The following is a 23,762-nucleotide window of genomic DNA, read 5'->3' on the forward strand; positions in this document are numbered from 1 at the left end:
AACTGGGTCGTGAAACGCTGTTTCGTCGATGGTACTGAGTGAGTGATTGCTTGGGAGAGTAGAGCGACGCGGGGGGTTTTTTATGTCTGCTCATTTTTGCAGTCTGGCAGACCAGGCAGGATTTTTGACCGGAGCCGCAAGGCAAAGGTCCAGAGAACATGAGATTCCCTCGTGCCCATAGCGCAATGGTCCCACTCCATCCCATTCCGAACTGGATCGTGAAACGTTGCATCGTCGATGGTACTTGGCGAGTGATTGCCCGGGAGAGTAGAAAGGCGCGAGGGGTTTTTTTTGATGTGTTGCAAAGTTGTGCTGTGAGCAGTGCTTGACGAAAAGAAGCAGTTTTGCTACTATATTCAGCGCTGAAGGAGTGCGGGTGTAGCTCAGTTGGTAGAGCGCGACCTTGCCAAGGTTGAGGTCACGAGTTCGAGTCTCGTTACCCGCTCCAGAAACTTAAAGACCGGATCATTTGATCCGGTCTTTTCTATTTGCCAAATTTGCCAGGCTTAACTTTCACTGCCCCAGCTTTTCACCGATTTTGACCTGATGGTTTTTGATCCAGTCAGCACCACTTAAAGCGGCTTTGGATTCGGGTTGCACCTGCAGGAGCTCCAGCACACCATCGCTGCATGCCACCAATACACCTGTGGCTGTGGTTCCTTGCACGTGTCCAGGTTCAGCAGTTTTGGGAGCATCTGAGGCCCTCAGTTCCAGCACCTTCAGGCGTTTGCCTTTGTGGTGGGTGTAGCTTCCAGGCCAGCCGTATGTGCCCCTGTAGCGGTTCACAATGCTGGATAGGGAATCAAACCAGCGGATTTCGCCGTCTTCTTTTTCGAGCATTCTGGCGTGTGTGGCGGCCTCATGGTTTTGAGGGGTGTGAACCAGGGTGTCCAGCTGGTCCAGCGCCTGCACAATCAGTGTGCTGGCCTGATCGCTGAGGGCCTGGGCCAGGTCTGTGAGGGTCCAGTTGGGCTCAATGGGGAGTTCCTGCTGGATCAGGATGTCTCCGGTGTCCATGCCTGCATCGGTTTGCATGATGGTGGTTCCGGTGACGGCTTCACCTTCAATCAAGGCCCACTGGATGGGTGCGGCCCCCCGGTATCTGGGAAGCAGGCTGGTGTGGGTGTTGATGAAGCCGTACCTGGGTGCATCCAGCACGTTCTGGGGGAGGATTTTTCCATAAGCGCAGGTGACAGCCACCTCTGCTCCAGAGTTTTTCAGTTCTTCCAAGAAATCCTGGTTTTTGCGCAGTTTGACAGGCTGACTCAGGGGCAAACCCAGTTCTTTTGCTCTGGCAGCCACCGGGGGAGGGGTGATCTTGTTGCCTCTGCCCACAGGCTTGTCTGGCTGTGAGACCACCAGCACGATGTCATGGTGCTGACGGATGGCTTCCATCACCGGCAGGGCAAAAGCAGGAGACCCAAAAAAGGCCACTTTTTTGCGGTTCATGGTTCACCAGCCCTTGTCTTTGAGTTCTTTCAGGAAAGACTTGGCCTTGCGCTGCATGATGGCCAGTTCGGTGCGGTGGTCATCGGTGATGTGCTTGGGCAGGTGGTCCAGAAAGAATTTGCCGTTCAGGTGGTCATTTTCGTGCTGCCAGACCCGTGCGATGAAGTCCTCGTTTTCTTCTTCGTGGGTGTTGCCCTCTGCATCCTGGTAGGTGAGGCGCATTTCTGAAAAGCGGGCGATGCCCTCCTCATAGATGCCGGGAACGGAAAGGCAGCCTTCCTGGGAGTTCTTGTTTTTCTTCTTGTTGAGGGCTTCCAGAACCGGGTTGACCACCACGAGTTCACGCACCACCTTGGAGCGGGCACGGGGGTCCTGTTCGGCTTCCTCGCCTTCTTCTTCGTCGTCGGCGTATTCAGCCATCACGAACATGCGGATGCCCAGCCCAATCTGGGGGGCGGCAATGCCCACCCCATGGGCGTTGTACATGGTGTCCAGCATGTTTTCAGCCAGTTTGACCAGGGTGGTGGGTTCAAATCCGGGCACCTGCACGGTCTGGGTGAAGTCTGTGATGGCCCTGGCTTTCTGGCGCAGAACCGGGTCTCCGTAAAGTCGAATGGGATAGATCATGGACATTCCTTACTGGGTGATGCTGGAGGTCACCTGGCTTGATTTGGTGCTTTATTTGGCTTTGACACTGAGGGTGACCGTGATGCGGTCCAGCGCAGTGTAACCCTCGGGCAGATTCAGCTGGGCCTGGGTGGTGTAGGTGCCTTCTTTGAGGGGCACGGTGGCCTGCACGGATTCTATCTTACCGAGATTCTCTGGGGTGCCAAGGACCCTGACGGTTCTGGGATTGAAAGTGGCCCGCACCACCTGGAATTTGCCGTCCTGAGGGGCCAGTTTGATGGGCACCGTTTTGATGGGCAGGCTGCCCTGATCAATGCGTGTCACCTGCACGCTTCGGGGGGCCATGGTCACTTCCTGCACTTCATGGCCCTGCGCATCAATGGGGATCACGTTCACCTGACGGATGGTGTTTTCCTGGTAATTGGCCGGCTGGGTGACCACGTTGGTGATGCTCTCCACCCGATTTTGTGGTCCAGTCACCTGCACCTGTTCGGGGTTGCTGGTGAACCTGAACATCTCGTTGTCTGAGGCATTCAGGTGGGTGATGCGGATGGGCAAACGCACGGTGATCACCTGATCAATCAGTCCAGAAATCACCTGGGGGGTGTAATTGACCAGGGTGGTGCCGGAAGGCTCTGTGACTTCCAGTTTGCTCTGAAAACGTCCGGTGGGGACGTTGCTGACGTCCAGGTTCACCTCGATGCGGTCTGCTTCCAGGGTTTCCAGGCGGTTGAGTGGGCCGCTGAGGGTCACCCGGATGGTTTTGGGAATGTCTGAGACATCCCGCTGGGAGGCACTGGCTGAGGTGTCTACAACCTGCACGGGCACCTCGAAGCTGCGTTCACTGGTGGAGCGCTGGTCTGCTGTGGCCACCAGATACACCACCACCGCCAGCACCAGAGAGATGATCTTCTGGGGCAGTTTGTGGGTGATCAGGCGCATCATGACTTGACCTCGTAGAGCAGGGCACGCAGTTTGTCGCGCAGCTCGTTGGCGTTGAGGTCCTGGGAGAGGCGTCCGTTCTGGGCCAGCCGGATGCTGCCCCTTTCTTCGGAGACCACAATCACCACGGCATCGGTGCCTTCAGAGAGGCCCAGGGCGCTGCGGTGACGGGTGCCATAGCGTTTGTAGACGCCATCTTGCTGGTTTTGCAGGGGGAATACACATCCTGCGGCCACCACCCGCCCGTCTTTGACGATCACTCCACCATCGTGCAGGGGGGCATTTCTGGCGAAGATGGCTTCCAGAAAAGGGGCGCTGATCATGGCATCCAGCTTGACCCCGGAGGCGGCATACTCTCCCAGAGGGGTGCGCCTTTCCAGGGCAATCAGGGCACCGATGCTGCGTTCAGCCATGTGCTCTACAGCACGGGCAATTTCGTTGACCACAGCTCCTGCCTGCTGGTCTTCGCGGCCTCTGGGGCGACCCAGGCGTTCGAAAAGCTGCCGGAGTTCAGGCTGGAACACCACCACCATGGCAAAAAGACCGACTGTGGCGGCTTTGGACAGCAAATAATCCACGGTGGCCAGTTTGAAATAGCTGGCCAGCAACCACACCACCACGAAAATCAGGATGCCCCTGAGCACGTTGAGTGCCCGGGTGTTTTCCAGCAGCAGGTAGCCTTGATAAATCAGGGTGGCGACCAGCAGGATGTCGAGTAGGTCTTTAGCGCCTGTCAGCCAGCTGAACATTGTCCCCATCATTCTAACCAGAAGTGTTTGAGAACAATGCGACAGAATTCAGCTTGTGTTCAGTTGTTCTGTTGTCAGCGTATTCCATCCTTTAAATTTGCATGACTTTATTTTGCAAATGCTGTAAATGATCTGATGATTATGTATATATCAAAACAATTCCTGACAGTGTTCGAGTTGCTGTGTTCTGTCCGAAAGTCATCTGCATCAAGCACATGACATGAAGTTGAAATTGTGATTATTGTGTTATTCTTAAAACACTTCAACGTCTCCGCCGGAAACTTCGCTGTGAGCGGAGTCCGCACCTTCTGGGAGGATAGTACAAAGTGAAAGGCCAGTACCGCTACATCCTGACCCGCCTCTGCCTGACCGAGGGCAGTCTGACCATCCAGAAATCTCTAGAACCCCTGATCGCCGAAGGCATCAGTGTGCTGAAAACAGAAAAAGGAGACGAGTACCCGGTCTCTTTGAATGCAAAACAACGCAGGTTGCAAGGATTGAAACCCTACTACGATGCCCACCAGCTCAGCCCCAATGACGTGCTGAGTCTGGAGTATGTGGGCTCAGGCGTGGTGCAGGTCAGTGTGGAAGTCAAAACCCAGGCCCGACCCAGCAACAACCAGCCCACCTACCAGAGCAATTACCCCCGTCCGGTGGTGCCACCACCGCCCCAGCGTGTGGTGGTGGAAGAAAGTGCCTACCTGCGTGAAGTGCGTCTGGAGCGCCGCGCTCCCACCCCTCCACCTGCAGAGAAGCCTGTCCAGAAAGAGCGTCCTGAACCGGCCATGCAACAGCGTGCCCAGCGGGAAGCTGCCCGTACTGCTCAGGCCCAGCCAGAGCGCCACGAGCAGCGCCCTGAGCGTCAGGAGCGCCCGGTTGCAGAAACCCGTTCTGCTCCCCGCCAGAGCCAACAGCAGGTCCAGGAAAGCAGTTACCTTCGGGAAACCCAGCAGGCTCAGCCTGTGTATCAGGCTCCCAGCATTGATCCTCTGGTGGAGCGCTTTGCCAGAGACATGGGATACCACCTGCGGCCCATCAATGCTTCCGCTGTGGTGCTGGAAGCCCAGCTTGGTGCGCATGCTTACACGGTGCTGCTCAGCACCCGTGCAGATTGGGATTTGTTCCGTCAAAGCACCTCCACCTACCGTGCTGTGCTGGTCAGTGAACTGGGCGCAGTGCTGCCCCCCAGCGACGTCAAGGCCACCCAGGTGACCCGTGAAGCCCTGGAAACCCTCCTGAGCAGCAACCGCATGGGGAACATCACTCCGGTGGAATTGAGAGGCTACTGGAACACCGATACCCTCACTGCAGAGGGTGCCCGTTCCATCACCGAAACCACCAGCCGCCAGCTGGGTGAACGTGGTGTGTTCTCTCAGGTGATGCTGTCCCTGGCAGCTTATTCTGCCCACAGCACCTTCCGTCTGGAAGACCTGCTGCCCCAGCTCGAAGGCGTGGTCAACCACGATGAACTGCTGGAAATCCTGATGACCCTCACCCGCCAGCCTTTCCTGGCCCTCAATGCCCTGCCCAAACACGAGTTTTACGTGCGCCACAACATGTCCGACCTGCTGGGACAGCTCTCTGAATACTCCAGAGGCCTGCAGGTGCGCCTGAAAGTCACGGGTCCCAAAACCCTGTATGGAAAAGAAGTGGTGCTGAGGTAAGCCTCACCCCGCCTCACCCCCACCTCACCCCCACCTCGCTCGTTACACTCGCTTTCCTCCCCTGCACCCCGGGGGAGGATTTGTTATTCTTACGCCTATGACACACCGCATTCTGCTGGATTGTGACCCTGGACATGACGATGCCATTGCCATTTTTCTGGCCCTCAGCAGCCCTGAAATTGAACTGCTGGGCATCACGGCCACCCACGGCAATGTGGGCATCGAGCATACGGTGAGAAATGCCCTGGTGCTGACCCAGCTGGCTGGAACAGAGACCCCTGTTTATGCAGGGGCGGCCCTGCCCATCATCCGGGATCCGATCCAGGCCACCCGGGTGCATGGCAAAACAGGACTGCAGGCCACCGGACTTCCTGAACCTGCACGTGCCCCTGAATCCCTGCATGCTGCGCAGGCCATTGTGGAGATTGTGCGGGCCAACCCCCATGAAATCACCCTGGTGGCCACCGGACCTCTCAGCAATGTGGCCCTGGCCTTCAGGTTGGACCCTGAACTCCCTACACTGATCAAAAAGCTTGTCTGGATGGGAGGCAGCACCACTTACGGCAATGTCACCCCCAGTGCAGAATTCAATGCTTTTGCAGATCCCCATGCGGCTTACATCGTGTTCAACTCGGGGATCAAGGTGCACCAGTTTGGCCTGAACCTGACTTTGCAGGTGCTGGTCAAAGAAGAGCACATCCAGGTTTTGCAGGCCATCAACACCGAGGTGGGCCGGATCAGTGCAGAGCTGATGGGCCATTACGTGCAGTTTTACCGGGAACGCTACAACCTGGATGGTGCGGCTTTGCATGATCCCTGCACCATTGCCTACCTGATCGATCCCACCCTGTTTTCGGGTCAGGAATACCACGTGCAGGTGGACATTCAGGAAGGCCCCAATTTTGGCCGCACCGTGTGCGATTACTGGGGGGGCCAAGGGCCTGCCAACACCTGGGTGGCCACCGAAGCCAACAGCGAGGAAGTCATGTCCCTGATTCTGGACCGTCTGGCCACACTCAAATAAAACACTCCAACCCACCAACAAAGGACCTTCATGGACACAGTGCGCATCATGGGCAGAAACGCCCGCATCATTGACCTCAGTGACACCCTCAGCAACGACACCCAGGCCTTTGAACCCAACCAGCACGACATCCGTTACATTGACCACGTTCTGGGCCTGACCCTGGGGGCGCAGGTGTTTGGCCTGACCCTGGAACAGGTCACAAAAGCCGTTCCCAGAGGGTATGCCTGGGCAGTGGAGCAGGTGACCCTTTCCACCCACTCAGGCACCCACGTGGACGCGCCTTACCACTATGGCCCCACAATGCAGGACGGCACCCCCACCCGCACCATCGATCAGGTGCCTCTGAGCTGGTGTGTGGGCGATGGGGTCAAGCTGGATTTCACCTCCAGAGCAGCAGGGGAAGGGATCACAGCACAGGACATCAAGCAAGAATTGTCCCGCATTTCCTGCACTTTAAAACCTGGAGACATCGTGCTGATTCACACGGGAGCCTCCCGGTTCTTCAAAGAAAAAGGGTATGACCAGAGGCACGCTGGCCTGACCCGCGAAGCCACACAGTTCCTGGTCCAGAGGGGCGTCAAACTGATTGGCATTGATGCCTGGGGTCTGGATCGGCCTTTCAATGTCACTTTTCCAGAAGCCATGCAGGGCAAAACCGAATTCTGGGAGTCCCATTTTTATGGTCTGGAAGAGGAGTACTGCCAGATTGAGAAGCTCTGCAACCTGGAAAACATTCCGGTGTCTCAGGGGTTCACGGTGATGGCATTGCCTTACAAAATCCAGGGGGCCAGCAGCGGATGGACGCGGGCTGTGGCACTGGTTCCCGAACCTTGAACCCGGTGCTGCACGGCAGTCTTGCAATCTGAGCGGTTTTTGCGTAACGTGGGGCAGTCATGCACCCCTCTTCCCTCCACTGTCCCACCTGCCGTTCCCCCCTTGGCCGTGAATTTGCCCGTTGTGGGGATTCGGTGTTGTGGTGTGCAAGTTGCCAGATGGGCTGGTTGCCAGGAACCCATGCTTTTGATGCTTTGCTGGAAGCCCAGGAAAAGCACCCGGACCATCAGGTGTACCTGTTCCAGCAATGGGATGTGTGACCCTTCTGAAACCTACTCAGTTCAGCCCATGCAGCAAAGTCTGGACAGACTGCTCTGGGGTCTGGTCTTCGGTGTACAGCACATGGTCTGCCAGCTCAAAATTCAGAGGGTTGTCCAGCATCAGGTCATTGAGGTGATGGATGGCCTCAGGATGTTCTCCCTGGGCATTGACCCGTTCCCGCAGGATCTGACTGTTTTGCCCCTGGTCTGAAGTGGGCAACACCAGCACCACCTGATGGGGTTCCAGCACCTGGCGCAGGATGGCAGCTTCTTCAGGGGTGAAAAACAGGGTGTGCCCGCCTCCAAAATCCACAATGGTTTCAGGGTGCGCTGCTAAAGTTTTCTGGATGTTGTCCAGATCAAATGCATGCCAGTACCGGGCCAGGGCCAGAAAATCCTGCTGCTCGATCAGTTTCCTGGCTTTTGCCTCGTCGTACCCTGCTGCAGGGTAATGGGTCCAGCGGGTGTCGTCCAGGGAAACATGGTCTCTGTGCAGGGCTGCTGCCAGCAATCTGGCCAGCGTGGTTTTGCCTGCCCGGATCGGCCCGATGAAAAGGATTGTCATGCTTCCATGATAGGACCAGCCATGGCAAGGATGAGCAACAAGACAGCAAAAAAAAGGACCACCGGGGTGGTCCCTTTGAAGGGTTTGCTGAAGTTACTGGATGCGGGTCAGGTCGAAGTCGATGTTGCTGTTGGAACCCAGGTTCAGTCGGGCAGACTTCACGTAGTAACCGGGGGCGATGACCACGATTTCGTAGTTGTCGGGGGCCAGATTGAAGGAAGCTGCACCGTTCTGGATGGTTCCAGCCTGCTTGCCGTTCACGAAGACCAGAGCGCCATTGACGTTGCTGGTGACGCGAACACTGTAACGCACGGCCTGCAGGGTGACGTTCACAGCGGTGGTCTGGCCATCACGCACGGTCACGCTGCTGTTGTAGGTTTCGTAGCCATTGGCAACCAGCTTCAGGGTGTAGGTGCCTTCGGGCAGGTCACGCACGGTGAGGTCAGAGCGGCCATACAGCTTGCCGTTCAGGTACACATCTGCAGCCACATTGGTGTTGACAGCCACGTTGCCAGAACGCACTTCACGGCGCAGGGTGACGTTCAGGTTGGTGGACTGGTTGGCCCGGATGGTCACGGTGGAGCTGTAGTCGGTGTAACCATTGGCGGTGATGCGCACATTGTGGGTGCCGGTGGTCAGGTTGGCAATGGTGGTGGGGGTGTTTCCGACCTTGTTGCCGTCCACATAGACTGCTGCGCCATCCACGTTGGCATCCACCTTCAGGTTGCCGGTTTCTTCAACCTGGGTGCTGCCAGGACGGGCCACATTGTAGTAAGCGGTGGCGGTGATCCAGCTTTCCTGGGGAATGGGTTTCACGATGATGGAAAGTTTCTGGGCCAGCTGGTTCTGGCTGGTGGCACTGACGGTGGCAAAGCCCTGGTTGCTCTGGAATTTGGCCAGGGTGTTGAGGTCCAGAGCGGTTTTGCTGGCCAGGGCCAGCACCTTGTTGACGCCATAAGGTGCAGCGATTTCATAGGTGAAGCCGTCGTTTTCACCAGGGAACACTTTGGTGGTGTTGGCTTTCAGGAAGTTGTCGCCACTGGCGTATTTGTTGGGGAGGATCAAATCCACATGGCCTTCAGGGTCCACGTTGAACAGGTACACGTAAGCGTCCTGATTGACCTTGGTGGAAATCTTGATGTTTTCACCGGGGAAGTAGTCAGGGGTGGCGTTGGGGTTGTTGGGGGCTTTGTCCACCCAGACATTGACTTTCAATTCGGTTTCCACGGGGTTGACGATGATGCGCTGGGGGCTGATTTGTGGTACGGCGAGGGCCTGACTGACAATCAGTCCACCTGCAATGGCTAAAAGTGCTCGTTTCATGTTGTACCTCCTGTCACCTAAGTTACCCTGTGAAGGTCATTTTCAGGATGAGCCTTAGGCTAGCAAATCTTAATTTTAGCAAATCACACAATTGATTCAATCTATCAAAAAAATCCCCTCTGGGACGTGAACCATAGAGGGGATCAGAAATTCAGCTTAAAGAAAGCCTAAAGGTATTGCCGGTGGTCTGCCAGCATGCAGCGGTCCTGAATCACCTGAATGCCCTGCTGAATGAGCTGCTGGGCCACCTCATCGTTGCGGATGCCCAGTTGCAGCCACACGGTTTTGGGTTTTGGGTTCATGGCCAGGATGTCCTGCAGGTGGTCACCCACTTTGTCAGAGCGCCTGAACACCTCCACCACATCCACAGGCTCGGTGATCTCTGCGAGGGTGGCACAGGCTTTGTGCCCGAAAAAACTCAAATGGCGTCCTGCCAGCGCGGGATTGACCGGAATGATCTTGTATCCCCTGCGGTGCAGGTACTCAGGCACGTAATGGGCAGGTTTGCTGGTGTCTGGATGAAAGCCCACCACCGCCACCACCTTGCTGGTCTGCAGCACCTTCACGATGTCCTTGATCTGGGTCAGTTCAGGCATAATCCACCTTATGAAGTTCCACCACAGGGCATGGTGGGAAAGTTTACCCTTGTTGCTGTGTTTTCAGGGCCAGGAAGGCACTGGCGGCCGCTTGCAGGGTGTGCTCTAAGGTTCTTTCATTGTGGGCAGCACTGACGAAGATGCTTTCAAATTGGCTGGGGGCCCAGTACACGCCCCGGTTCAGCATTTCATGGAACCACAGGGCAAAGAGGCGGGTGTCGCTGCGCACGGCGTCCTGATAGGTCTGCACCGGGCCTTCGGTGAAGAACATGGTGAGCATACTGCCAATGCGGTTCACGCATACGCTGATGCCCGCCTGGGCGGCTGCCATCAGCAACCCCTGTTCCAGGCGCTCGGTGTAGTCTTCCAGTTTTTCGTAGATGTCGGGGTTGTCCCTTAACATTTGCAGGGTGCCAATTCCAGCTGCCATGGCCAGAGGGTTGCCACTGAGCGTTCCTGCCTGATAAACCGGACCCATGGGGCTCACAAAATCCATGATCTCTGCGCTGGCCCCGTAAGCGCCCACAGGCAGGCCCCCACCAATGATCTTGCCCCATGTGAGGATGTCTGGCTTCAGACCCAGCCGTTCGGTGGCCCCACCCAGGGACAGACGGAACCCGGTCATGACCTCATCGGCAATCAGCAGGATCCCATGTTCTTTCGCAGAGTGCAGCACATCAATGAATTCTGCAGTGGGCACCAGCACACCCGCATTCCCCACCACCGGTTCAAAGATGATGGCTGCAATCATGTTGCCTTTGTCTTGCAAGATCTGCTGCAGGCCTTCAGGGTCGTTGTAGTCCGCCACCAGGGTCAGGCCAGCATAAGCCTGCGGCACACCAGCAGAAGAGGGAGCACTCCTGGCTTGCAGTTTCTGCTCGTTGGTCATCAGGCCACTGCCTGCTTCCACCAGCAAACCATCTGCATGCCCGTGGTAGTTGCCCCTGAACTTCAGAATGTAATCCCGCCCGGTGACGGCACGGGCCAGCCTTAAAGCGCTCATGGTGGCCTCGGTGCCACTGCTCACAAAGCGCACCTTCTCGGTCCTGGTGAGCTTTGTGACCATCATGGCCAGCTCCACTTCACGGGCATTGGGGGCTCCGAAACTGACCCCCTCGGTGAGGGCAGACTGGATGGAGGCCAGCACATGGGAATGCTGGTGTCCCAGAATCATGGGACCCCACGAGCCGATGTAATCGATCAGGCGGTTGCCATCGGCATCGATCAGGTAGGCCCCAAAAGCACTTTGAATGAAGCGGGGACTCCCGCCCACCGATTTGAAGGCGCGAACCGGAGAATTGACCCCTCCGGGAATGACTCTCTGGGCGGTTTCGTACAGCCAGCGTGACTTTTCGGTCATGGTTCCTCTTACCATACCCCAGGGGTGTGAAGCCCGCTTGAGGCATGCAATGAATGGGCAAAAATCAGGGTGTTACTCTTCGGAAGGTTCAGCCTCGGAGGGTTCACTGTCCTCCTCGGGGGCACGGGTTTTCAAAACACCCACCTCACGGACCCGGTGGGGGAACAGCTGTTGCACAGTGTCGTAAAGGGGATGCTGAAATCCCGATCCCTGCTTTCTGGCTTTCTGGGGTTGCTGGGTTTCCTGAGCACCAAAATCCTCGTCTGGAAAAGGCAGGTCATCAAAGACCGGGGCCTGATCCAGCACCTCATGTTCGGTGGGCAGGGGAGGCAAATCCGGTTGTTGCACCGGAGCAGATGTGGACCGTGTGGGAGCAGGAGGTGCGGTCTGGGTGGCCTGTGCAGGGGCCACCGGTTCAGGCTTTTTTGCTGGACCATCCTCAAAAAACCCTCTGGCTTTCTGGGTGGTTCGGCCCAGTGGCTGTGCTGGTGCTGATTGAGGTTGTGCTGCTGGTGAAACAGAGGGTGTTGCAGGTGCCTCCCAGGGAGCAGGGCTGGCTTGCTCTATGGGGGCAGGCACAGGCTGGGTTCTGGGTTCCGAAGCAGGAACAGGCTGGACCTGCGGTGCATTTTGCAAAACCTGGGCCACAGGCTGCATTTCAACCCTTTGCTGTGGTGGGGGAGACATCATCCCCTTACCGGACTTTTTTTTACTGCTGTCCGGGGTCACCACTTCAAAGGGAATCTCCCCAAACACCTTGCTGACCAGATCGGCAAGTTCATCAAATTTGCTGATCACCTGTGCCCCGTGGAATTTGGAGGAGATGGTGATGATCAGGCTTCCCCCCTCAAAACTGGCCTGGGCAGGTTTTAAAAAAGCCCGCATTTTGATGTCTGCCAGCCTGAGCACATCATGCCAGGTGCCGTTGGACGGAGGTGCAGCCTGGGTCTGGGGTGCACTGCTGGTGTTTGCAGAGCGGGATTCCTGAGGGGCAGGCTGTCCCTGACTGACAGGTGCTGCTGCAACAGGTCTGCCCTGCCTGAGCTGCTGGACGGACTGCTCCAGGCTTTGCAGGCGGCGCATCAGGTCCGGGGGCACCTGTGCAGACCCTCCGCCAGAGTTGCTGGCTGCATTTTCGGTGCTCAGCATGGCATGGGTGAAGGCCATTTCCAGGGCCAGCAGATCGGCCTGTCTGGAAAAACGCTGGTCCTGCTCGTCCAGTGAGGCCAGCAATTTGAGGGCCTGACCGACCTCCAGCGCTTCATGGTTGCCTCCAGCAAGGCCCAGATGGGCATGGAGCAGGTTTCTGAGGGACACTTTGGTCTGTTCCACCACCGTACGGGCTGCAAAACCCTCACGGTACAGTTCTCCGGCCAGACGCAGCACGGTTTCGGCATCCGCGAGCAGCAGGGAACGGGCCAGTCCCAGCATGCGCTCTCCGGGAGGAAGGCCCAGGGCCATTTCCACGGCTCCGAGTGTGACAGCCTCGCCTCCGCTGAGCATGCGTTCCAGCAGGCTCTCTCCGTCACGCATGGCTCCATCGGCCAGACGACCAATCAGGAGCAACGCGCCCATCTCGTAGGACACCGCTTCCTGATCGCACAGGCGTTGCAGCTTTCCAGCAATTTCCTGCTCACTGAGCCGCCTGAAGCGGTAATGCTGGCAGCGGGAGAGGATGGTGGGCAGGATTTTCTCAGGCTCGGTGGTGGCCAGAATGAAGATCACGTGCTCCGGGGGTTCTTCCAGGGTTTTCAAGAGGGCATTGAACGCACCACGGGACATCATGTGGGCTTCGTCCAGGATGTAGACTTTTTTGCCGCCCCGCATGCTGGCCAGCCCCACTTTTTCCCGCAGATCCCGCACATCGTCCACGCTGTTGTTGCTGGCCGCATCAATTTCCACCACATCGGGGTGGGATCCACTCTTGATCAGGCGGCAACTCTGGCACTCCCCGCAGGGCTTGAATTCACTTTCGCAGTTTACGGTCATGGCAATCAGACGGGCGGTGGTGGTTTTGCCCACCCCCCGAGGCCCACTGAACAGGTAAGCATGCCCGATGCGCCCCTTCTCCAGTGCACTCATCAGCACGTCCCGGACGTGTTCCTGTCCGACCACTTCTGTCCAGGTGACGGGTCTCGCTTTCTGGTAAATCGCCATTGCACCCCATGATACCCCGTATGGCCGGGGTTGTGCAGGGGCGATATGGAAGAGGGGGGAATTTGTTGTGAACAGATTGCCAAGGGCTGAGAGCCAAGGGCCGAGGGCAAAGAAATGCTTTTGCTGACGCTTTGCAGATTTGACATGCAGCTGATGCTTTTGCACAGTACGCTCTCGGCGCTGGGCCGCCGGCTCTCGGCTCTTGGCTCTCGGCACACATCCCCCTTCAAACAACCCCCACCCTCCTTCTCATCCAACCCCCTAGAATGGAAACCATGGAAACCGTTGCCCTGATTGCACACGACAAGAAGAAACTGGATCTGGCGCTGTTTGCACTGCGGCACAAAGAGATCCTGGTGCGTTATTCCCTGATTGCCACGGGCACCACCGGAAGCATTCTGGAAACCAAAGCAGGTCTGAATGTGGAGCGCCTGCTCTCTGGTCCTCTGGGGGGCGACCAGCAGATTGGTGCGAGGCTGGCCACGGGTGCCGTCAAAGCGGTGATTTTCTTCCGGGATCCCCTGACTGCGCAGCCCCACGAACCCGATGTGTCTGCTTTGTTGCGCCTCTGTGATGTGTACGATGTGCCGCTGGCCACCAATCCTGCCACTGCAGATGCCTTGATGTTGTGGCTGGGAGAGTTGCCCAAAGACGCCTGAGCTGAAAAACAACGTTTTTAAAGCATCCAACAGAAGCAGAAGAGGTGTCTCTCTGATGGGTGTTTTTTGAAAAGGGAGGATTCAGAAGAATCCTCCCTTTTCATGGATCAAAGCAGTAAAACACATTGCCCCGAGAATTTTCTCGGTTTTTTTGTTTTGTCAAGGGCAAAACCACTGTTTTGGATGGAGAAATCCTGGACTCGTGACCACGCACAAAGCCATGTGAAAAGAAAGACAATATATCGTGAAAATTCGCACAAAAGCATGGAATCAGTTCCATTTCCAGTGGGTTGCAGGCAAAACATGCATGTAAAATGCGCGATTAAGGGTTTTTTGCACAGAATTCAGGCGGGGTTCAGAAAAAAAGGACAATTGGGTCTCATCTTTTGTGCATACTGAAGACAGTCATCTTCCCACAATCAACAGGCAGAAAACCCTGGCTTTCCTCAGGTAAATCACTGGTCCGTTTCCCCACAAAATGTAATAGGATTGTAACGCGCCTATTAAAACACTCAGGAAACGGAGATCACCGGCAAACAGGTGTCTCGCGGCAGGTCCTTTCATCCCCCAGCGGAGGAGGTTCATACGCTCTATGCAACACCTACAGGAAGTTTCGGACTTTAGATACCGGTATTCTGAGCACATTTATGGTTTCTGTGATTTTGAAGTCTATGCCAGCCCAGATCGGGACCAGGTGGTCGTGTACTTGCATGACCCCGAACCCAGAGCCCTGGGTGCAGCCCACCTGCAACCCCACAAGGTGGTCAATGCTTTTTACAGAGAAGTGCTGTTCCGGCACCTCACCCCGGCCAGCAGACTCAGCTGGTATTACGTGGCCTGCCCAGAAGATTGCCTTCCCATTCACCTGGAAGGCCTCCCCGGTGGCTACACCGATGGACATGTTGACCAGATGGATCAGGTGGCTTCGGACCTCAATGTGCTGATGAGTGTTCCCACTGCAGCCACACCTGTGATCCACTCCTGAACGGAATTCCACACTTTCTCACCTCCGGTGCCCCTTCCAGATCTGGAAGGGGCGATGTTTTGAAGGTTTCAAGGGGGTTTTGAAGGGTTTTGCTGCTCTGCCCTTATGCTGAAAGAGTGATGACGCTGGACCAGAGCCTTTATCTCCTCAACTTGCTGGGTGTGTTTGTGTTCAGCCTGACCGGATCTTTCATTGCCATTCGCAGGAAACTGGATCTGTATGGGGTGATTGTGCTGGGCTGTGTGACCGCAGTGGGCGGGGGCAGCATCCGGGATGCCCTCACAGGCACGGCCCCTCCCATCTACCTGCGTGATGAAACCTTTCTGTGGGTGGCGATTCTGGGGGCGGTGGTGGCTTTCGCGTTTCCCAGACTGGAACGGTTTGAACGCACCCTCAGTGCTTTTGACACGGCTGGACTGGCCCTGTTTGCAGTTTCTGGTGCTCTGGGTGGCATTCAAATGCATTTCGGGGTGCTGGGGGTGATCTTTGTGGGGACCCTCTCAGGTGTGGGAGGAGGAATTGTGCGGGATGTGCTGGTGGGTGATGTGCCCAGTGTGCTGTACCGCAACAATGAAATTTACGCCACTGCAGCGGCAGCAGGTGCCCTGACCGTTTACCTGCTGCATGAAAGGCTGCCGGTGCTGGAGGGCCAACTGCTGGGCATCTTTGTGGTGGTGGCGCTTCGCTGGCTGTCCAGAAGGGGCTTTCTGAAGCTTCCGGTGCGCAGCACTTGACCTTCTAGTTGCTGGAACGCTTAGGGTGAAGAAGCATGCAAGACCAGTTGACCATCTCCAGATTTGCTTTTCTGACGGGTTTGCCGCCCAAGACCCTGCGTTATTACGACGAGATCGGGCTGTTCAGGCCTGACCGGGTGGACGATTTCACCGGATACCGCTACTACAGCGTGGTCCAGATCGGACTGGCCGGAAAAATCAAACAGTGGCGGCAAGTCGGGCTTCCCCTGGAAGACATCCGGGTGCTGATTGAGCACCCCGAACAGGCCCAGGAGATCCTGAAACACCACGAGCAGCGCCTCAGAGAAGAAATCCAGATCAGGGAAAAGTCCCTCTGGCACTTGCAGCACCACCTACAGGAGGACAGCATGCATTACCGCACAGAACAGATTCCCACCTTGCAGACCCTCAGCATCCGCACCTACCTGAAAGTCCCGGAGTACGAGGTGATCCCTGAAGCCTTCCGGGAACTGATGGGCCACTACAAGAGGCACGGTTACCAGAGCAATTACCCCAGTTTCTTCGCCTGCTACAACGAATGCGAAGATGGACAGAACCTGGTGGAGATGTGCATTCCGGTTGCAGGACAGCTGGAAGGAGATGGACGCATCGAAGTGCGCACCTTTGAGGGCCGTCCTGCCTTCATTGGACGTTTTGTGGGGCCTTATGACCGCGTAGGGGCGGCCTACCATAAAGTGGTGGAAGAAGCCCTGCGCAGGGGCCTGAAGATCACGGGCAGCACGGCAGAGTTTTATGTCAAGAGCGTCCCGGACACCCCCAACCCCGAAGAATACGAGACCGACATTGCTTTCTTTCTGGAACCTGTTTGAGATTCAGAGGGTTTTATTGTTGTGAATTGCTGCCAGAAATCAGCAGGGGCAGCAATTCACGCAGGTCTGCAATCACATGGTCTGCAAAAGAAGTGTCCACCTCGTCTCCATCCAGTTTCAGCACCGCCTTCATACCCACTCCCTGAGCGGCCCGCACGTCGTTCTCGGGGTGGTCTCCTACAAAAAGGACCTCTGAAGCAGCAAGCCCCATGCGTTGCAGGGCACGCTGAAAGATCTCAGGGTTGGGCTTCTTGATGCCTTCCTGCTCGGAGATCAGGGCCACTTCCATGAAAGGCTCGACCCCGATGCTCTGCATTTTGGTGGCCTGGGTGGCGGTCATGCCATTGGTGATGATGCCCATCCTGAAACCTGCTGCCTGCAAAGCCTGCAGCACCTCATGGGTGTCCGGGTAGGGCTGGGCGCATCTGGCATAATTGCCCCGAAAATCCTGATACAGCAGGTCGGTGTGGATGGTGTTCAGGTCGTATTTTTTGAGGATGGCGTGGTAGGCGCGGTGTTTGTCTCCGTAACCGTTGTCATCCAGCACGGTGAGGTCTTCCAGAAAGGCATCACGGGGGATCTGTTGCAACATGTCGTGACGCTGGTGCTGGTCCTCAATGAAGTGCCTGAAAGTGCGTTTGCGGTCCAGCAGGGTCTGGTCCAGATCAAAAAGAATGGCCTTGAACATGGTTCTTAACATAACGTTTCTGGAGCCCTGCAGGGCAGGGTGATCTATGGTGTGCAGGTTAAAAACTGTTAACGTTTTAGCATAAGAGGGCCGAGAGGCTGCTTTTTCTATGCTGTAGCCATACAGCATCCCAGTGCACTTCAGGCACACACGGAGAGCTGAAAAGGAGCCTCTGATGATGAAAGCTTTGATTGCATGGGTGAAAAACTACTTTGAGCAAACCCGAATTCAGGCCCTGGAAATTCGCCCGGTGCATGTGGAAAAAGGCAAAATCCAGGATTGCGCCTATGGAATCGAAAACGCTTACGGTGTTTACCAGAAAGATGCTGGAGGCAGCTTCCTCAAAGAGTACCTGCACGATTACCATGCTGCCCGCAAACTTGCCTACGCAGAAGCCCTGAAATACGGAGTGGAAGTGCTGGACCATGTGGTCGAAGCCGACCTGCAACGGGTCCGAGACCGGTTCAAAATTGGAGACCACAGACCCAGCTCCTTTCTCTCCGATGCCAGTTGAGGTGCAGATGTTGTTCCCTTCGATTTCTCCCCCAGAACCTTCAACATCAAGTCCTTAAAGCCCCTGCAAGCACAGCAGGGGCTGAAATTTGCTCTGCTGTGCAGAATCAGTTCTGCACAGTGTTGTTTTTGAGGGCTTTCTCCAGTTCCTTTAGGGCGGTCAGGTTGTCTTCGAGGTGTTCCACATTGCGGTTGCGGTAGGCGTTTCCTGCCCCCTGCTCGAATTCCTCGGCCTGCTTGTAAGCCGCTTCATTGCCCAGGGTGCGGGCCAACTTGCGGGTGCGACGGGTGATTTCGATCACCTCGTTCATCAGGGTGTTGTAATCGGTCTTGCTCACAGCATCAGTATACGCATTGACAATTCAGCTTTTGGGTGCGTGCTACACTCTGACAGTACATCCCCAGGAGGATCACGATGGCTCACCCTTTGATCGGGCAAAGTGCCCCGGATTTCACACTTAAAGCCTCCACCAGCGACATGATCACCCTTTCCAGCTTCAAAGGACAGAAAAATGTGGTGTTGGTGTTCTATCCGCTGGATTTCAGCCCGGTGTGCAGCATGCAGATCCCTGAATACTCCAACCGCAAAGACGATTTTGCCAGAAACGACACGGTGGTTTTTGGGGTCAACCGGGACAGCATCTACACCCACAAAGCCTGGGCCGCGGAATTTGGCATCGAAATTCCCTTGCTGGCAGACATCAAATGCGATGCGGCAAAAGCCTACGGGGTTTATGTGGAAGAAAAAGGCCACTCTGGCCGCGCAGTTTTTGTGATCGACAAGAAAGGCATGGTGCGGGATGCCCACATCGAAAATGCCACCAGTGAATTCACCCTGCCTGTGGATGAACTGCTGAAAAAGATCGAACAACTTGCAGCCACGGTTTGATGCCAAAATCCCTGAATGAAGAGCAGCAGAGCATGACGCTCTGCTGTTTTGTTGGATTCTGTTTGTGGCTGTTCAGGAGAGGGTTTTCTTCATGCGGTAACCGCTGCCCCACACCGTGTCAATGACGGGATAAGAACGCAATTTCTTGCGCAAATCGGCAATGCGCACATCCACACTGCGGGATGAGGGTTCCAGGTTCTTTTCCCACACCAGGTGCATCAGGGATTCGCGGGTGAACACCTTGCCGGGTTCGCGGGCCAGGGTGACCAGCAAATCAAATTCGGTTTTGGTGAGTTTGAGGGGTTTTTCTTCCAGCAGCACTTCGCGGGTCACCAGGTTGATGCTGAGTTTGCCGTGCTGCAGGATTTCGCTCTTGCCTGCCCGTCTGAGCAGGGATTTGACCCGTGCCAGCAGTTCTTTCAACTCGAAGGGCTTGGTGAGGAAGTCGTCTGCTCCCACCTCGAAGCCTTCCAGTCGGGCATCCAGATTGGTGCGGGCACTGCACATCAGGATGGGGTGGTTGGGGTGGGTGCGGCGGATGCCTTCCACCACCTGATAGCCTTCCATGTCGGGAAGCATCAGGTCCAGAATGACCAGGTCGCTTTTGGCGTACTTCTCCAGCCCTTCATCTCCACGGCTTGCTGTGAGGATCTGGTACCCCTGGCGTTCCAGGTAGGTTTTCAGGGTCTGTCTCAGCGAAGCTTCATCTTCGACGATGAGGATTTTAATCATGTGCGTTTCTCCTCTTGTTCCTTTGAAGCCGTTCGGCCAGCAAGCTGGGTGCGGGTAAAGCGAAGTGCCTCCAACTTCGGACCCTGCCCAGAGATCTGGCGAACAGTTTTCCAAGTGAACTTCCCGACCTTCATTCTGGCTTTAGTCAATTTACATAAATCTTACAACGGGGTTCTGTGCCTCAGACGTAAATTTAGCCACGATTGCAAGAATGGTGTAATAGACGTGTATTTTTTGTTTTACCAGCCGCTTAAGTAAGCCAGATGGCGTATTAGACAATTGGGCATGAGAAACGCCTTTTCAACCTGAAGTCTGGCTTAGCAAGTGTAAAGATCAGCGGCGCAATCGACCCAGCAAAGAAGACAGTTCCCGCACTTTCAGCAAGAAGGCCAGCAGCAGATACACCACGCCGCCCACACCACCTGCGGTCACCAGCACAGCCAGACCTTGCAAGATGCCACCCGAATGGTTAAGCCCTGCGCCCATGGCCTGCCCCACAAACCAGGCGGCCAGACCTGCCAGCAGTGCAGCAGGAACCACCCGCACCAGAAACACCAGCAATTCACGCAAAGGAAAGCCCAGCTGGCGGCGATACAGGAACAGTTGCACCCCCAGCACCAGCAGTCCGGAAATGAAACTGCTCACCCCAAACCCCTGCAGCCCCAGAAGGTCCTTTCTGGTGAGGATGGAATACAGCAACACCTCCAGAAAAGCCCCACCTGAAGTGATCAAAAGAGAATCCAGGGTGCGGCCCCGCACAAAGAAGGTGCGGGCCATGAACTGGATCATGCCCCAGGGCACAATGGCCAGTGCCCAGGTGCTCAGAATCAGGCTGCCTGCCTGAAACTTCTGAATTTCTGCAGGAGAGGTGGGCAAGTGCAAATTGAAGATGCTCACGGCATATGGAGCCAGAGCCACCAACAAAGCACTCACCGGAGCGGCAAAGAACACCACAGCCCTCAGGCCCTGCACCGTCAATTTTGTGAAACCCTCCTGGTCCTGCTCGTTCCAGTGGCGGGCCAATCTGGGATACAGCGCTGTGGCAGGGGAGACCGCAAAGAGCCCCAGGGCCAGTTGAAAAATCACCTCGGCATTCTGGTAACCCGAGATGGTGCCCCCGGAAAAAGCCGTGATGAACCGGGTCACGATCAGGTTCAGAAACTGCCTGGCACTGGTGGAAATCAGAAAAGGAGCCATGCGTGTCAGGACCGTTTGCAATTTGGGATCCCAGCCCAGACGGGGAAAAGGAAACAGCCCCATTTTGAACAGCGGCCAGGATTGCACCAGAAACTGCACAAATCCCCCAAAAGTCCAGCCAAAACCCAGCCAGAACGCCGTTCTGGGGGCCACCAGCAACACCAGAATGGAAGCCACATTGAAAGCCACCTGGGCATAACTGTAGGCTTTAAAATTTTCTCTGGCGCTCAAAATCCCCATGCTGCTGGCAGAAAAAGACATCATCATCAGGAAAGGCATCACCAGCTGGGTGATTTGCACCGCCAGATCAATGTTGATGTTGTCCCCATCGGCCACCAGCAAATGCACAATCGGGCGGGCAAACACGATGCCCAGACCCACCAGAAACACATTGATGGCAATCAGAGCACCAAAGAAAGCCTCAGACAGCTTTTTGCGTTCAGGCTCAGCAAGCCCCTGGTACACCGGAATGAAAGAATTGACCAGTGCCCCCTCTGCCAGAAGTTCCCGGAACAGGTTGGGCACCTTGGAAGCCACATTGAAAGCATCCTGCACCGACACAGGAAACAGGTTGATCACCATCTGGCGAACCAGGCCCAGCACACGGCTGAACAGGGTCCCCAGCATCAAAATCACAGTGTTCTTCATTGCCGAAGGCTTGGAAACAGTCACGCGGAACATCGTACCACCCGCACATGGGACCGAATGAAAAATACTTGCCCCACTTCTAAAAAGGTGGTACATTCAATACCGCACTGGAGAGGTGCCAGAGCGGTTTAATGGGACAGTCTCGAAAACTGTTGTGTGGGTGACTGCACCGAGGGTTCGAATCCCTCTCTCTCCGCCATAAAAAAGGAACGGAAACCTTATAGGTTTCCGTTCCTTTTTTGCCGAGGGCGCAGGGCTGAGGGCTGAGGGCAAAAACCATTCGTTTTCAGCCACTGACAGCCAGCACTTGACACAAGGCGTTTACTAAAGCATCTTAGGCTCTCGGCTCTCGGCTCTCGGCTCTCGGCTCTCGGCAAAAGTTGAGCCTGCGAAACTTTCACTGTTGTTATACATGTGCCCCTTTTGACACAAAGGGGTGATTTTCTTGTGTGGTTCCACCCCATATGATGGTGCAAGATGCAACGGTTCCTTCTTCTCTTGCTGCTTCTGGTGCTGCCCATGGCCACGGCCAAAAGTGAAGCCACCCAGACCCCCAACAACCAGGCTGTGCTGCTGAAAGGGTTTTCCTGGAGCAGGCAGACCTACAACAACTGTGGTCCCCAGGCCCTGTCTTCGGTGCTGTCCTATTACGGGGTGCAGGTCAATCAGGCCAAGATCTCCCAGTCGCTCAAGGCCTGTCCCACCTGTTACATGCGGGCAGATGTGATCGATCCTTACGTCAAGACCTTTGGGTTGCGGGCACAGCGTTTCCAGAATGGAGCGCTGGGGCACCTGAAAGTGCTGGTTCGGGGCGGCTTTCCGGTGATGGTTTTGCAGTACCTGAAGAAGCCTGGAGAGGTCCCCCATTTTCGGATCGTGACGGGGTTTGATGAAACCCAGAAGCTCTTTTACATCAACGATCCGTACTACGCGCCCAATGCCACCATCAGTTACCAGGATTTTGAGACCCTCTGGGGAGATTTGTACTCCAGAGAATTCATTGTGGTTTACCCTGAGGTGCAGAAAAGCAAGCTGGGCAAACTGCTGGGTGTGAGATTGTAAGCAGGAAGTAACGAAAAAGAATATAAAAGTGCCATACACAGGTGTGCTCATTTTGGCGGCAATTGTGCGCCAGCAAGCCAACTTCAGGCTTGATTCAGGCTTCAGGGCTGCTAAGATGGGTTAACCACACGAGTTCTTTCACCGGGAGGTGAGGTATGGTGACCCTGCTCTTTCTGCTGTTGCTCTCTTCTGCCATCTACGCGTTCTGCCTCGGGTTCAAATCTCTGGACCAGAACAACTCCCGTCCGGCTCCCATGCGAGCCACTGTACCTGTCAAGTGCAATAGAAAATAACCCCACCCACATTCCATTCTCCAGATTTTTCTGGAGAATTTTTCATGCTGGATTTTTCTGGGCGTAAGTGTGCACCGTCCATCCAGGCTGCATCCAGGGCTTCAGGACAGATTCCAGGGTTCTGATCTGTCTGGGAGCAAACCAGCCCTGGGCATCTTTGTTGAGCACCAGCCCCCGGGTCAGGTGCAGGCAGGCATGTTGAAGGTTTCCCTTCTGGTCCAAAAGCACCAGAACACTGAAATTCTGGGGTGCAGCAAGATCTGTTTCGGTCAAGAGGAAACCCTGCTCATGTAGCCCTGTCAGAAAAGGTTCTGGGTGCAACCAGGTGTTTTGAATGCTCAGGAACTTCTCTTCATCTGCAAGCAGAGGAGCCAGAGCAGTGGCAAGACAATTGGGACCGCTTTCTGCTGCAAATTGACCTGCAAGCCTGCGCACCTGAGGCCCACAGTGCAATTCAATGGTCTTCCACAGGTCTTCAGACAGGGCAGAGGAGAGGCAAGGCTCCCGGTCTTGCTCGATCTGGGCAGCGAGCCAGCGTTCCTGATCTTCTGCAGTCAGGGCATGCCATGCGTCGTGTCTCAGGGCCACATGGGGTCCAGTGTTTGTTTCAAAGAGATCTGGTTTGAGCACTGCAGGCAAAGTTCCAAAAACCTGCAGGACAGCCTCCAGAGGATAAATCTGTCCACGTCCCAGTTCCATTTGCAGTTGCATGATGCTGTCATGATGCGGGTGAAAACGGATGGTGTCTGGGGGGCAACAAGCCACATGGCTGGCTTGCGAACCCACATGGTAGGTCTGGTAAGCATCTGCAAAATTCAGGTTTCCTCTAGGGGTTCTGGGTTGAGGGTTGAGGTCCCTGGCCAGGTCCAACAAGGTTTCAGTGAAAAACAAAGGTTCATCTGGAAAAACAAAAATCTCCTTCCAGCGCTGCAGGGTGCAGAAGGGAACAGAAATTCCGAGAAGGTTCATGGGGTGATTT

General features: G+C 55.7%; 25 protein-coding genes, 2 tRNA genes and 1 rRNA gene. 14 read left to right on the forward strand and 14 right to left on the reverse strand.

Going from position 1 to position 23,762, the window contains the following annotated elements:
• The first annotated feature begins 167 nt into the window (after positions 1–167).
• Together rrf and IEY52_RS09880 are read left to right on the forward strand one after the other, a co-directional pair.
• Positions 168–284: ribosomal RNA gene (gene rrf / locus IEY52_RS09875) — 5S ribosomal RNA — on the forward strand.
• 88 nt (positions 285–372) lie between these two features.
• Positions 373–448 (forward strand) — tRNA-Gly (locus IEY52_RS09880).
• 65 nt (positions 449–513) lie between these two features.
• Here IEY52_RS09880 and fmt read toward each other — a convergent pair.
• From fmt to cdaA, 4 genes are read right to left on the reverse strand one after another with little or no spacing between them, the layout of a single operon-like run.
• Positions 514–1,449, reverse strand: a complete 936-nt coding sequence (fmt, locus tag IEY52_RS09885) for a methionyl-tRNA formyltransferase (RefSeq protein WP_189002528.1) — start codon at positions 1,447–1,449, stop codon at positions 514–516.
• Between the two features lie 3 nt (positions 1,450–1,452).
• Complete coding sequence (locus tag IEY52_RS09890) at positions 1,453–2,076, reverse strand: peptide deformylase (protein WP_308425005.1); 624 nt, start codon at positions 2,074–2,076, stop codon at positions 1,453–1,455.
• A 51-nt stretch (positions 2,077–2,127) separates the two neighbouring features.
• The gene (locus tag IEY52_RS09895; protein WP_189002530.1) at positions 2,128–3,021 is read right to left on the reverse strand and encodes a CdaR family protein; all 894 of its coding nucleotides are present in this window, start codon (positions 3,019–3,021) and stop codon (positions 2,128–2,130) included.
• Positions 3,018–3,767 (reverse strand): diadenylate cyclase CdaA, encoded by a 750-nt coding sequence (gene cdaA / locus IEY52_RS09900; protein ID WP_189002531.1) that lies wholly within the window; start codon positions 3,765–3,767, stop codon positions 3,018–3,020. Before cdaA ends, IEY52_RS09895 begins: the two co-directional genes overlap by 4 nt.
• A gap of 326 nt (positions 3,768–4,093) precedes the next feature.
• Between cdaA and IEY52_RS09905 the strand changes: the two genes are divergently transcribed.
• From IEY52_RS09905 to IEY52_RS09920, 4 genes are all read left to right on the forward strand, one after another.
• Positions 4,094–5,431, forward strand: a complete 1,338-nt coding sequence (locus tag IEY52_RS09905) for a flagellar biosynthesis protein FlhF (RefSeq protein ID WP_189002532.1) — start codon at positions 4,094–4,096, stop codon at positions 5,429–5,431.
• Positions 5,432–5,528: 97 nt separating this feature from the next.
• Positions 5,529–6,455, forward strand: a complete 927-nt coding sequence (locus IEY52_RS09910) for a nucleoside hydrolase (RefSeq protein ID WP_189002533.1) — start codon at positions 5,529–5,531, stop codon at positions 6,453–6,455.
• 30 nt (positions 6,456–6,485) lie between these two features.
• On the forward strand, positions 6,486–7,292 hold the full coding sequence (locus IEY52_RS09915) for a cyclase family protein (protein WP_229684711.1): 807 nt from the start codon (positions 6,486–6,488) through the stop codon (positions 7,290–7,292).
• Positions 7,293–7,351: 59 nt separating this feature from the next.
• A complete protein-coding gene (locus IEY52_RS09920; RefSeq protein WP_189002534.1) occupies positions 7,352–7,552 on the forward strand; it encodes a hypothetical protein in 201 nt (66 codons plus the stop codon).
• Between the two features lie 16 nt (positions 7,553–7,568).
• On the opposite strand, the gene IEY52_RS09925 is transcribed toward IEY52_RS09920, so the two are convergent.
• The 5 genes from IEY52_RS09925 to dnaX form a co-directional block, all read right to left on the reverse strand.
• Complete coding sequence (locus IEY52_RS09925) at positions 7,569–8,117, reverse strand: AAA family ATPase (protein ID WP_189002535.1); 549 nt, start codon at positions 8,115–8,117, stop codon at positions 7,569–7,571.
• Positions 8,118–8,210: 93 nt separating this feature from the next.
• Complete coding sequence (locus IEY52_RS09930; protein WP_189002536.1) at positions 8,211–9,440, reverse strand: PEGA domain-containing protein; 1,230 nt, start codon at positions 9,438–9,440, stop codon at positions 8,211–8,213.
• Positions 9,441–9,607: 167 nt separating this feature from the next.
• Positions 9,608–10,036, reverse strand: a complete 429-nt coding sequence (locus IEY52_RS09935; RefSeq protein WP_189002537.1) for a CoA-binding protein — start codon at positions 10,034–10,036, stop codon at positions 9,608–9,610.
• A 43-nt stretch (positions 10,037–10,079) separates the two neighbouring features.
• Positions 10,080–11,396: a glutamate-1-semialdehyde 2,1-aminomutase gene (hemL, locus tag IEY52_RS09940; protein WP_229684712.1), complete on the reverse strand. Its 1,317-nt coding sequence runs from the start codon at positions 11,394–11,396 to the stop codon at positions 10,080–10,082.
• 72 nt (positions 11,397–11,468) lie between these two features.
• Positions 11,469–13,553 carry a DNA polymerase III subunit gamma/tau gene (gene dnaX / locus IEY52_RS09945; RefSeq protein WP_189002539.1) on the reverse strand — a complete coding sequence of 695 codons (2,085 nt, stop codon included), beginning with the start codon at positions 13,551–13,553 and terminating at the stop codon, positions 11,469–11,471.
• A 275-nt stretch (positions 13,554–13,828) separates the two neighbouring features.
• Here dnaX and mgsA point away from each other — a divergent pair, with 275 nt between their 5' ends.
• The 4 genes from mgsA (at position 13,829) to IEY52_RS09965 (ending at position 16,761) form a co-directional block, all read left to right on the forward strand.
• Positions 13,829–14,212, forward strand: coding sequence for a methylglyoxal synthase (gene mgsA, locus IEY52_RS09950; RefSeq protein WP_189002540.1), 384 nt, complete (start codon positions 13,829–13,831; stop codon positions 14,210–14,212).
• 592 nt (positions 14,213–14,804) lie between these two features.
• Complete coding sequence (locus tag IEY52_RS09955; protein ID WP_189002541.1) at positions 14,805–15,197, forward strand: hypothetical protein; 393 nt, start codon at positions 14,805–14,807, stop codon at positions 15,195–15,197.
• A 119-nt stretch (positions 15,198–15,316) separates the two neighbouring features.
• Complete coding sequence (locus IEY52_RS09960; RefSeq protein ID WP_189002542.1) at positions 15,317–15,931, forward strand: trimeric intracellular cation channel family protein; 615 nt, start codon at positions 15,317–15,319, stop codon at positions 15,929–15,931.
• 35 nt (positions 15,932–15,966) lie between these two features.
• Positions 15,967–16,761: a MerR family transcriptional regulator gene (locus IEY52_RS09965; RefSeq protein WP_189002543.1), complete on the forward strand. Its 795-nt coding sequence runs from the start codon at positions 15,967–15,969 to the stop codon at positions 16,759–16,761.
• Between the two features lie 13 nt (positions 16,762–16,774).
• Here the strand turns inward: IEY52_RS09965 and IEY52_RS09970 are convergent, their stop codons facing one another.
• Positions 16,775–17,449, reverse strand: a complete 675-nt coding sequence (locus tag IEY52_RS09970) for an HAD family hydrolase (RefSeq protein ID WP_189002544.1) — start codon at positions 17,447–17,449, stop codon at positions 16,775–16,777.
• A 175-nt stretch (positions 17,450–17,624) separates the two neighbouring features.
• Here IEY52_RS09970 and IEY52_RS09975 point away from each other — a divergent pair, with 175 nt between their 5' ends.
• Entirely contained in the window at positions 17,625–17,963 is a 339-nt protein-coding gene (locus IEY52_RS09975; RefSeq protein WP_189002545.1) for a hypothetical protein, read from the forward strand.
• A gap of 106 nt (positions 17,964–18,069) precedes the next feature.
• On the opposite strand, the gene IEY52_RS09980 is transcribed toward IEY52_RS09975, so the two are convergent.
• Positions 18,070–18,300 carry a response regulator receiver protein gene (locus IEY52_RS09980; protein WP_229684713.1) on the reverse strand — a complete coding sequence of 77 codons (231 nt, stop codon included), beginning with the start codon at positions 18,298–18,300 and terminating at the stop codon, positions 18,070–18,072.
• A 77-nt stretch (positions 18,301–18,377) separates the two neighbouring features.
• Here IEY52_RS09980 and IEY52_RS09985 point away from each other — a divergent pair, with 77 nt between their 5' ends.
• Positions 18,378–18,851 carry a redoxin domain-containing protein gene (locus IEY52_RS09985; protein ID WP_189002546.1) on the forward strand — a complete coding sequence of 158 codons (474 nt, stop codon included), beginning with the start codon at positions 18,378–18,380 and terminating at the stop codon, positions 18,849–18,851.
• A gap of 72 nt (positions 18,852–18,923) precedes the next feature.
• Here IEY52_RS09985 and IEY52_RS09990 read toward each other — a convergent pair whose 3' ends face one another.
• Positions 18,924–19,583, reverse strand: coding sequence for a response regulator transcription factor (locus tag IEY52_RS09990; RefSeq protein WP_189002547.1), 660 nt, complete (start codon positions 19,581–19,583; stop codon positions 18,924–18,926).
• Positions 19,584–19,916: 333 nt separating this feature from the next.
• Positions 19,917–21,428, reverse strand: coding sequence for a murein biosynthesis integral membrane protein MurJ (gene murJ / locus IEY52_RS09995; RefSeq protein ID WP_229684714.1), 1,512 nt, complete (start codon positions 21,426–21,428; stop codon positions 19,917–19,919).
• Positions 21,429–21,537: 109 nt separating this feature from the next.
• Here murJ and IEY52_RS10000 point away from each other — a divergent pair.
• Both IEY52_RS10000 and IEY52_RS10005 read left to right on the forward strand, forming a co-directional pair.
• A tRNA-Ser gene (locus IEY52_RS10000) sits at positions 21,538–21,627 on the forward strand.
• Between the two features lie 278 nt (positions 21,628–21,905).
• Positions 21,906–22,490 (forward strand): C39 family peptidase, encoded by a 585-nt coding sequence (locus IEY52_RS10005; RefSeq protein WP_189002549.1) that lies wholly within the window; start codon positions 21,906–21,908, stop codon positions 22,488–22,490.
• Positions 22,491–22,825: 335 nt separating this feature from the next.
• Here the strand turns inward: IEY52_RS10005 and IEY52_RS10010 are convergent, their stop codons facing one another.
• Positions 22,826–23,752 (reverse strand): hypothetical protein, encoded by a 927-nt coding sequence (locus tag IEY52_RS10010; protein WP_189002550.1) that lies wholly within the window; start codon positions 23,750–23,752, stop codon positions 22,826–22,828.
• Positions 23,753–23,762 lie beyond the last annotated feature (10 nt).

The organism is Deinococcus roseus (assembly GCF_014646895.1).
Classification (GTDB): domain Bacteria; phylum Deinococcota; class Deinococci; order Deinococcales; family Deinococcaceae; genus Deinococcus_C; species Deinococcus_C roseus.

Coding starts and splice junctions, on each gene's coding strand:
- dnaX (WP_189002539.1), bottom strand. CDS start 13,553: ATGGCGATTTACCAGAAAGCGAGACCCGTCACCTGGACAGAAGTGGTC.
- IEY52_RS09960 (WP_189002542.1), top strand. CDS start 15,317: ATGACGCTGGACCAGAGCCTTTATCTCCTCAACTTGCTGGGTGTGTTT.
- IEY52_RS09915 (WP_229684711.1), top strand. CDS start 6,486: ATGGACACAGTGCGCATCATGGGCAGAAACGCCCGCATCATTGACCTC.
- IEY52_RS09955 (WP_189002541.1), top strand. CDS start 14,805: ATGCAACACCTACAGGAAGTTTCGGACTTTAGATACCGGTATTCTGAG.
- IEY52_RS09895 (WP_189002530.1), bottom strand. CDS start 3,021: ATGATGCGCCTGATCACCCACAAACTGCCCCAGAAGATCATCTCTCTG.
- IEY52_RS09920 (WP_189002534.1), top strand. CDS start 7,352: ATGCACCCCTCTTCCCTCCACTGTCCCACCTGCCGTTCCCCCCTTGGC.
- IEY52_RS09970 (WP_189002544.1), bottom strand. CDS start 17,449: ATGTTCAAGGCCATTCTTTTTGATCTGGACCAGACCCTGCTGGACCGC.
- IEY52_RS09930 (WP_189002536.1), bottom strand. CDS start 9,440: ATGAAACGAGCACTTTTAGCCATTGCAGGTGGACTGATTGTCAGTCAG.
- hemL (WP_229684712.1), bottom strand. CDS start 11,396: ATGACCGAAAAGTCACGCTGGCTGTACGAAACCGCCCAGAGAGTCATT.
- IEY52_RS09910 (WP_189002533.1), top strand. CDS start 5,529: ATGACACACCGCATTCTGCTGGATTGTGACCCTGGACATGACGATGCC.
- IEY52_RS10005 (WP_189002549.1), top strand. CDS start 21,906: ATGCAACGGTTCCTTCTTCTCTTGCTGCTTCTGGTGCTGCCCATGGCC.
- IEY52_RS09985 (WP_189002546.1), top strand. CDS start 18,378: ATGGCTCACCCTTTGATCGGGCAAAGTGCCCCGGATTTCACACTTAAA.
- cdaA (WP_189002531.1), bottom strand. CDS start 3,767: ATGTTCAGCTGGCTGACAGGCGCTAAAGACCTACTCGACATCCTGCTG.
- IEY52_RS09990 (WP_189002547.1), bottom strand. CDS start 19,583: ATGATTAAAATCCTCATCGTCGAAGATGAAGCTTCGCTGAGACAGACC.
- mgsA (WP_189002540.1), top strand. CDS start 13,829: ATGGAAACCGTTGCCCTGATTGCACACGACAAGAAGAAACTGGATCTG.
- IEY52_RS09975 (WP_189002545.1), top strand. CDS start 17,625: ATGATGAAAGCTTTGATTGCATGGGTGAAAAACTACTTTGAGCAAACC.
- IEY52_RS09935 (WP_189002537.1), bottom strand. CDS start 10,036: ATGCCTGAACTGACCCAGATCAAGGACATCGTGAAGGTGCTGCAGACC.
- IEY52_RS09890 (WP_308425005.1), bottom strand. CDS start 2,076: ATGATCTATCCCATTCGACTTTACGGAGACCCGGTTCTGCGCCAGAAA.
- IEY52_RS10010 (WP_189002550.1), bottom strand. CDS start 23,752: ATGAACCTTCTCGGAATTTCTGTTCCCTTCTGCACCCTGCAGCGCTGG.
- murJ (WP_229684714.1), bottom strand. CDS start 21,428: ATGAAGAACACTGTGATTTTGATGCTGGGGACCCTGTTCAGCCGTGTG.
- IEY52_RS09925 (WP_189002535.1), bottom strand. CDS start 8,117: ATGACAATCCTTTTCATCGGGCCGATCCGGGCAGGCAAAACCACGCTG.
- IEY52_RS09965 (WP_189002543.1), top strand. CDS start 15,967: ATGCAAGACCAGTTGACCATCTCCAGATTTGCTTTTCTGACGGGTTTG.
- fmt (WP_189002528.1), bottom strand. CDS start 1,449: ATGAACCGCAAAAAAGTGGCCTTTTTTGGGTCTCCTGCTTTTGCCCTG.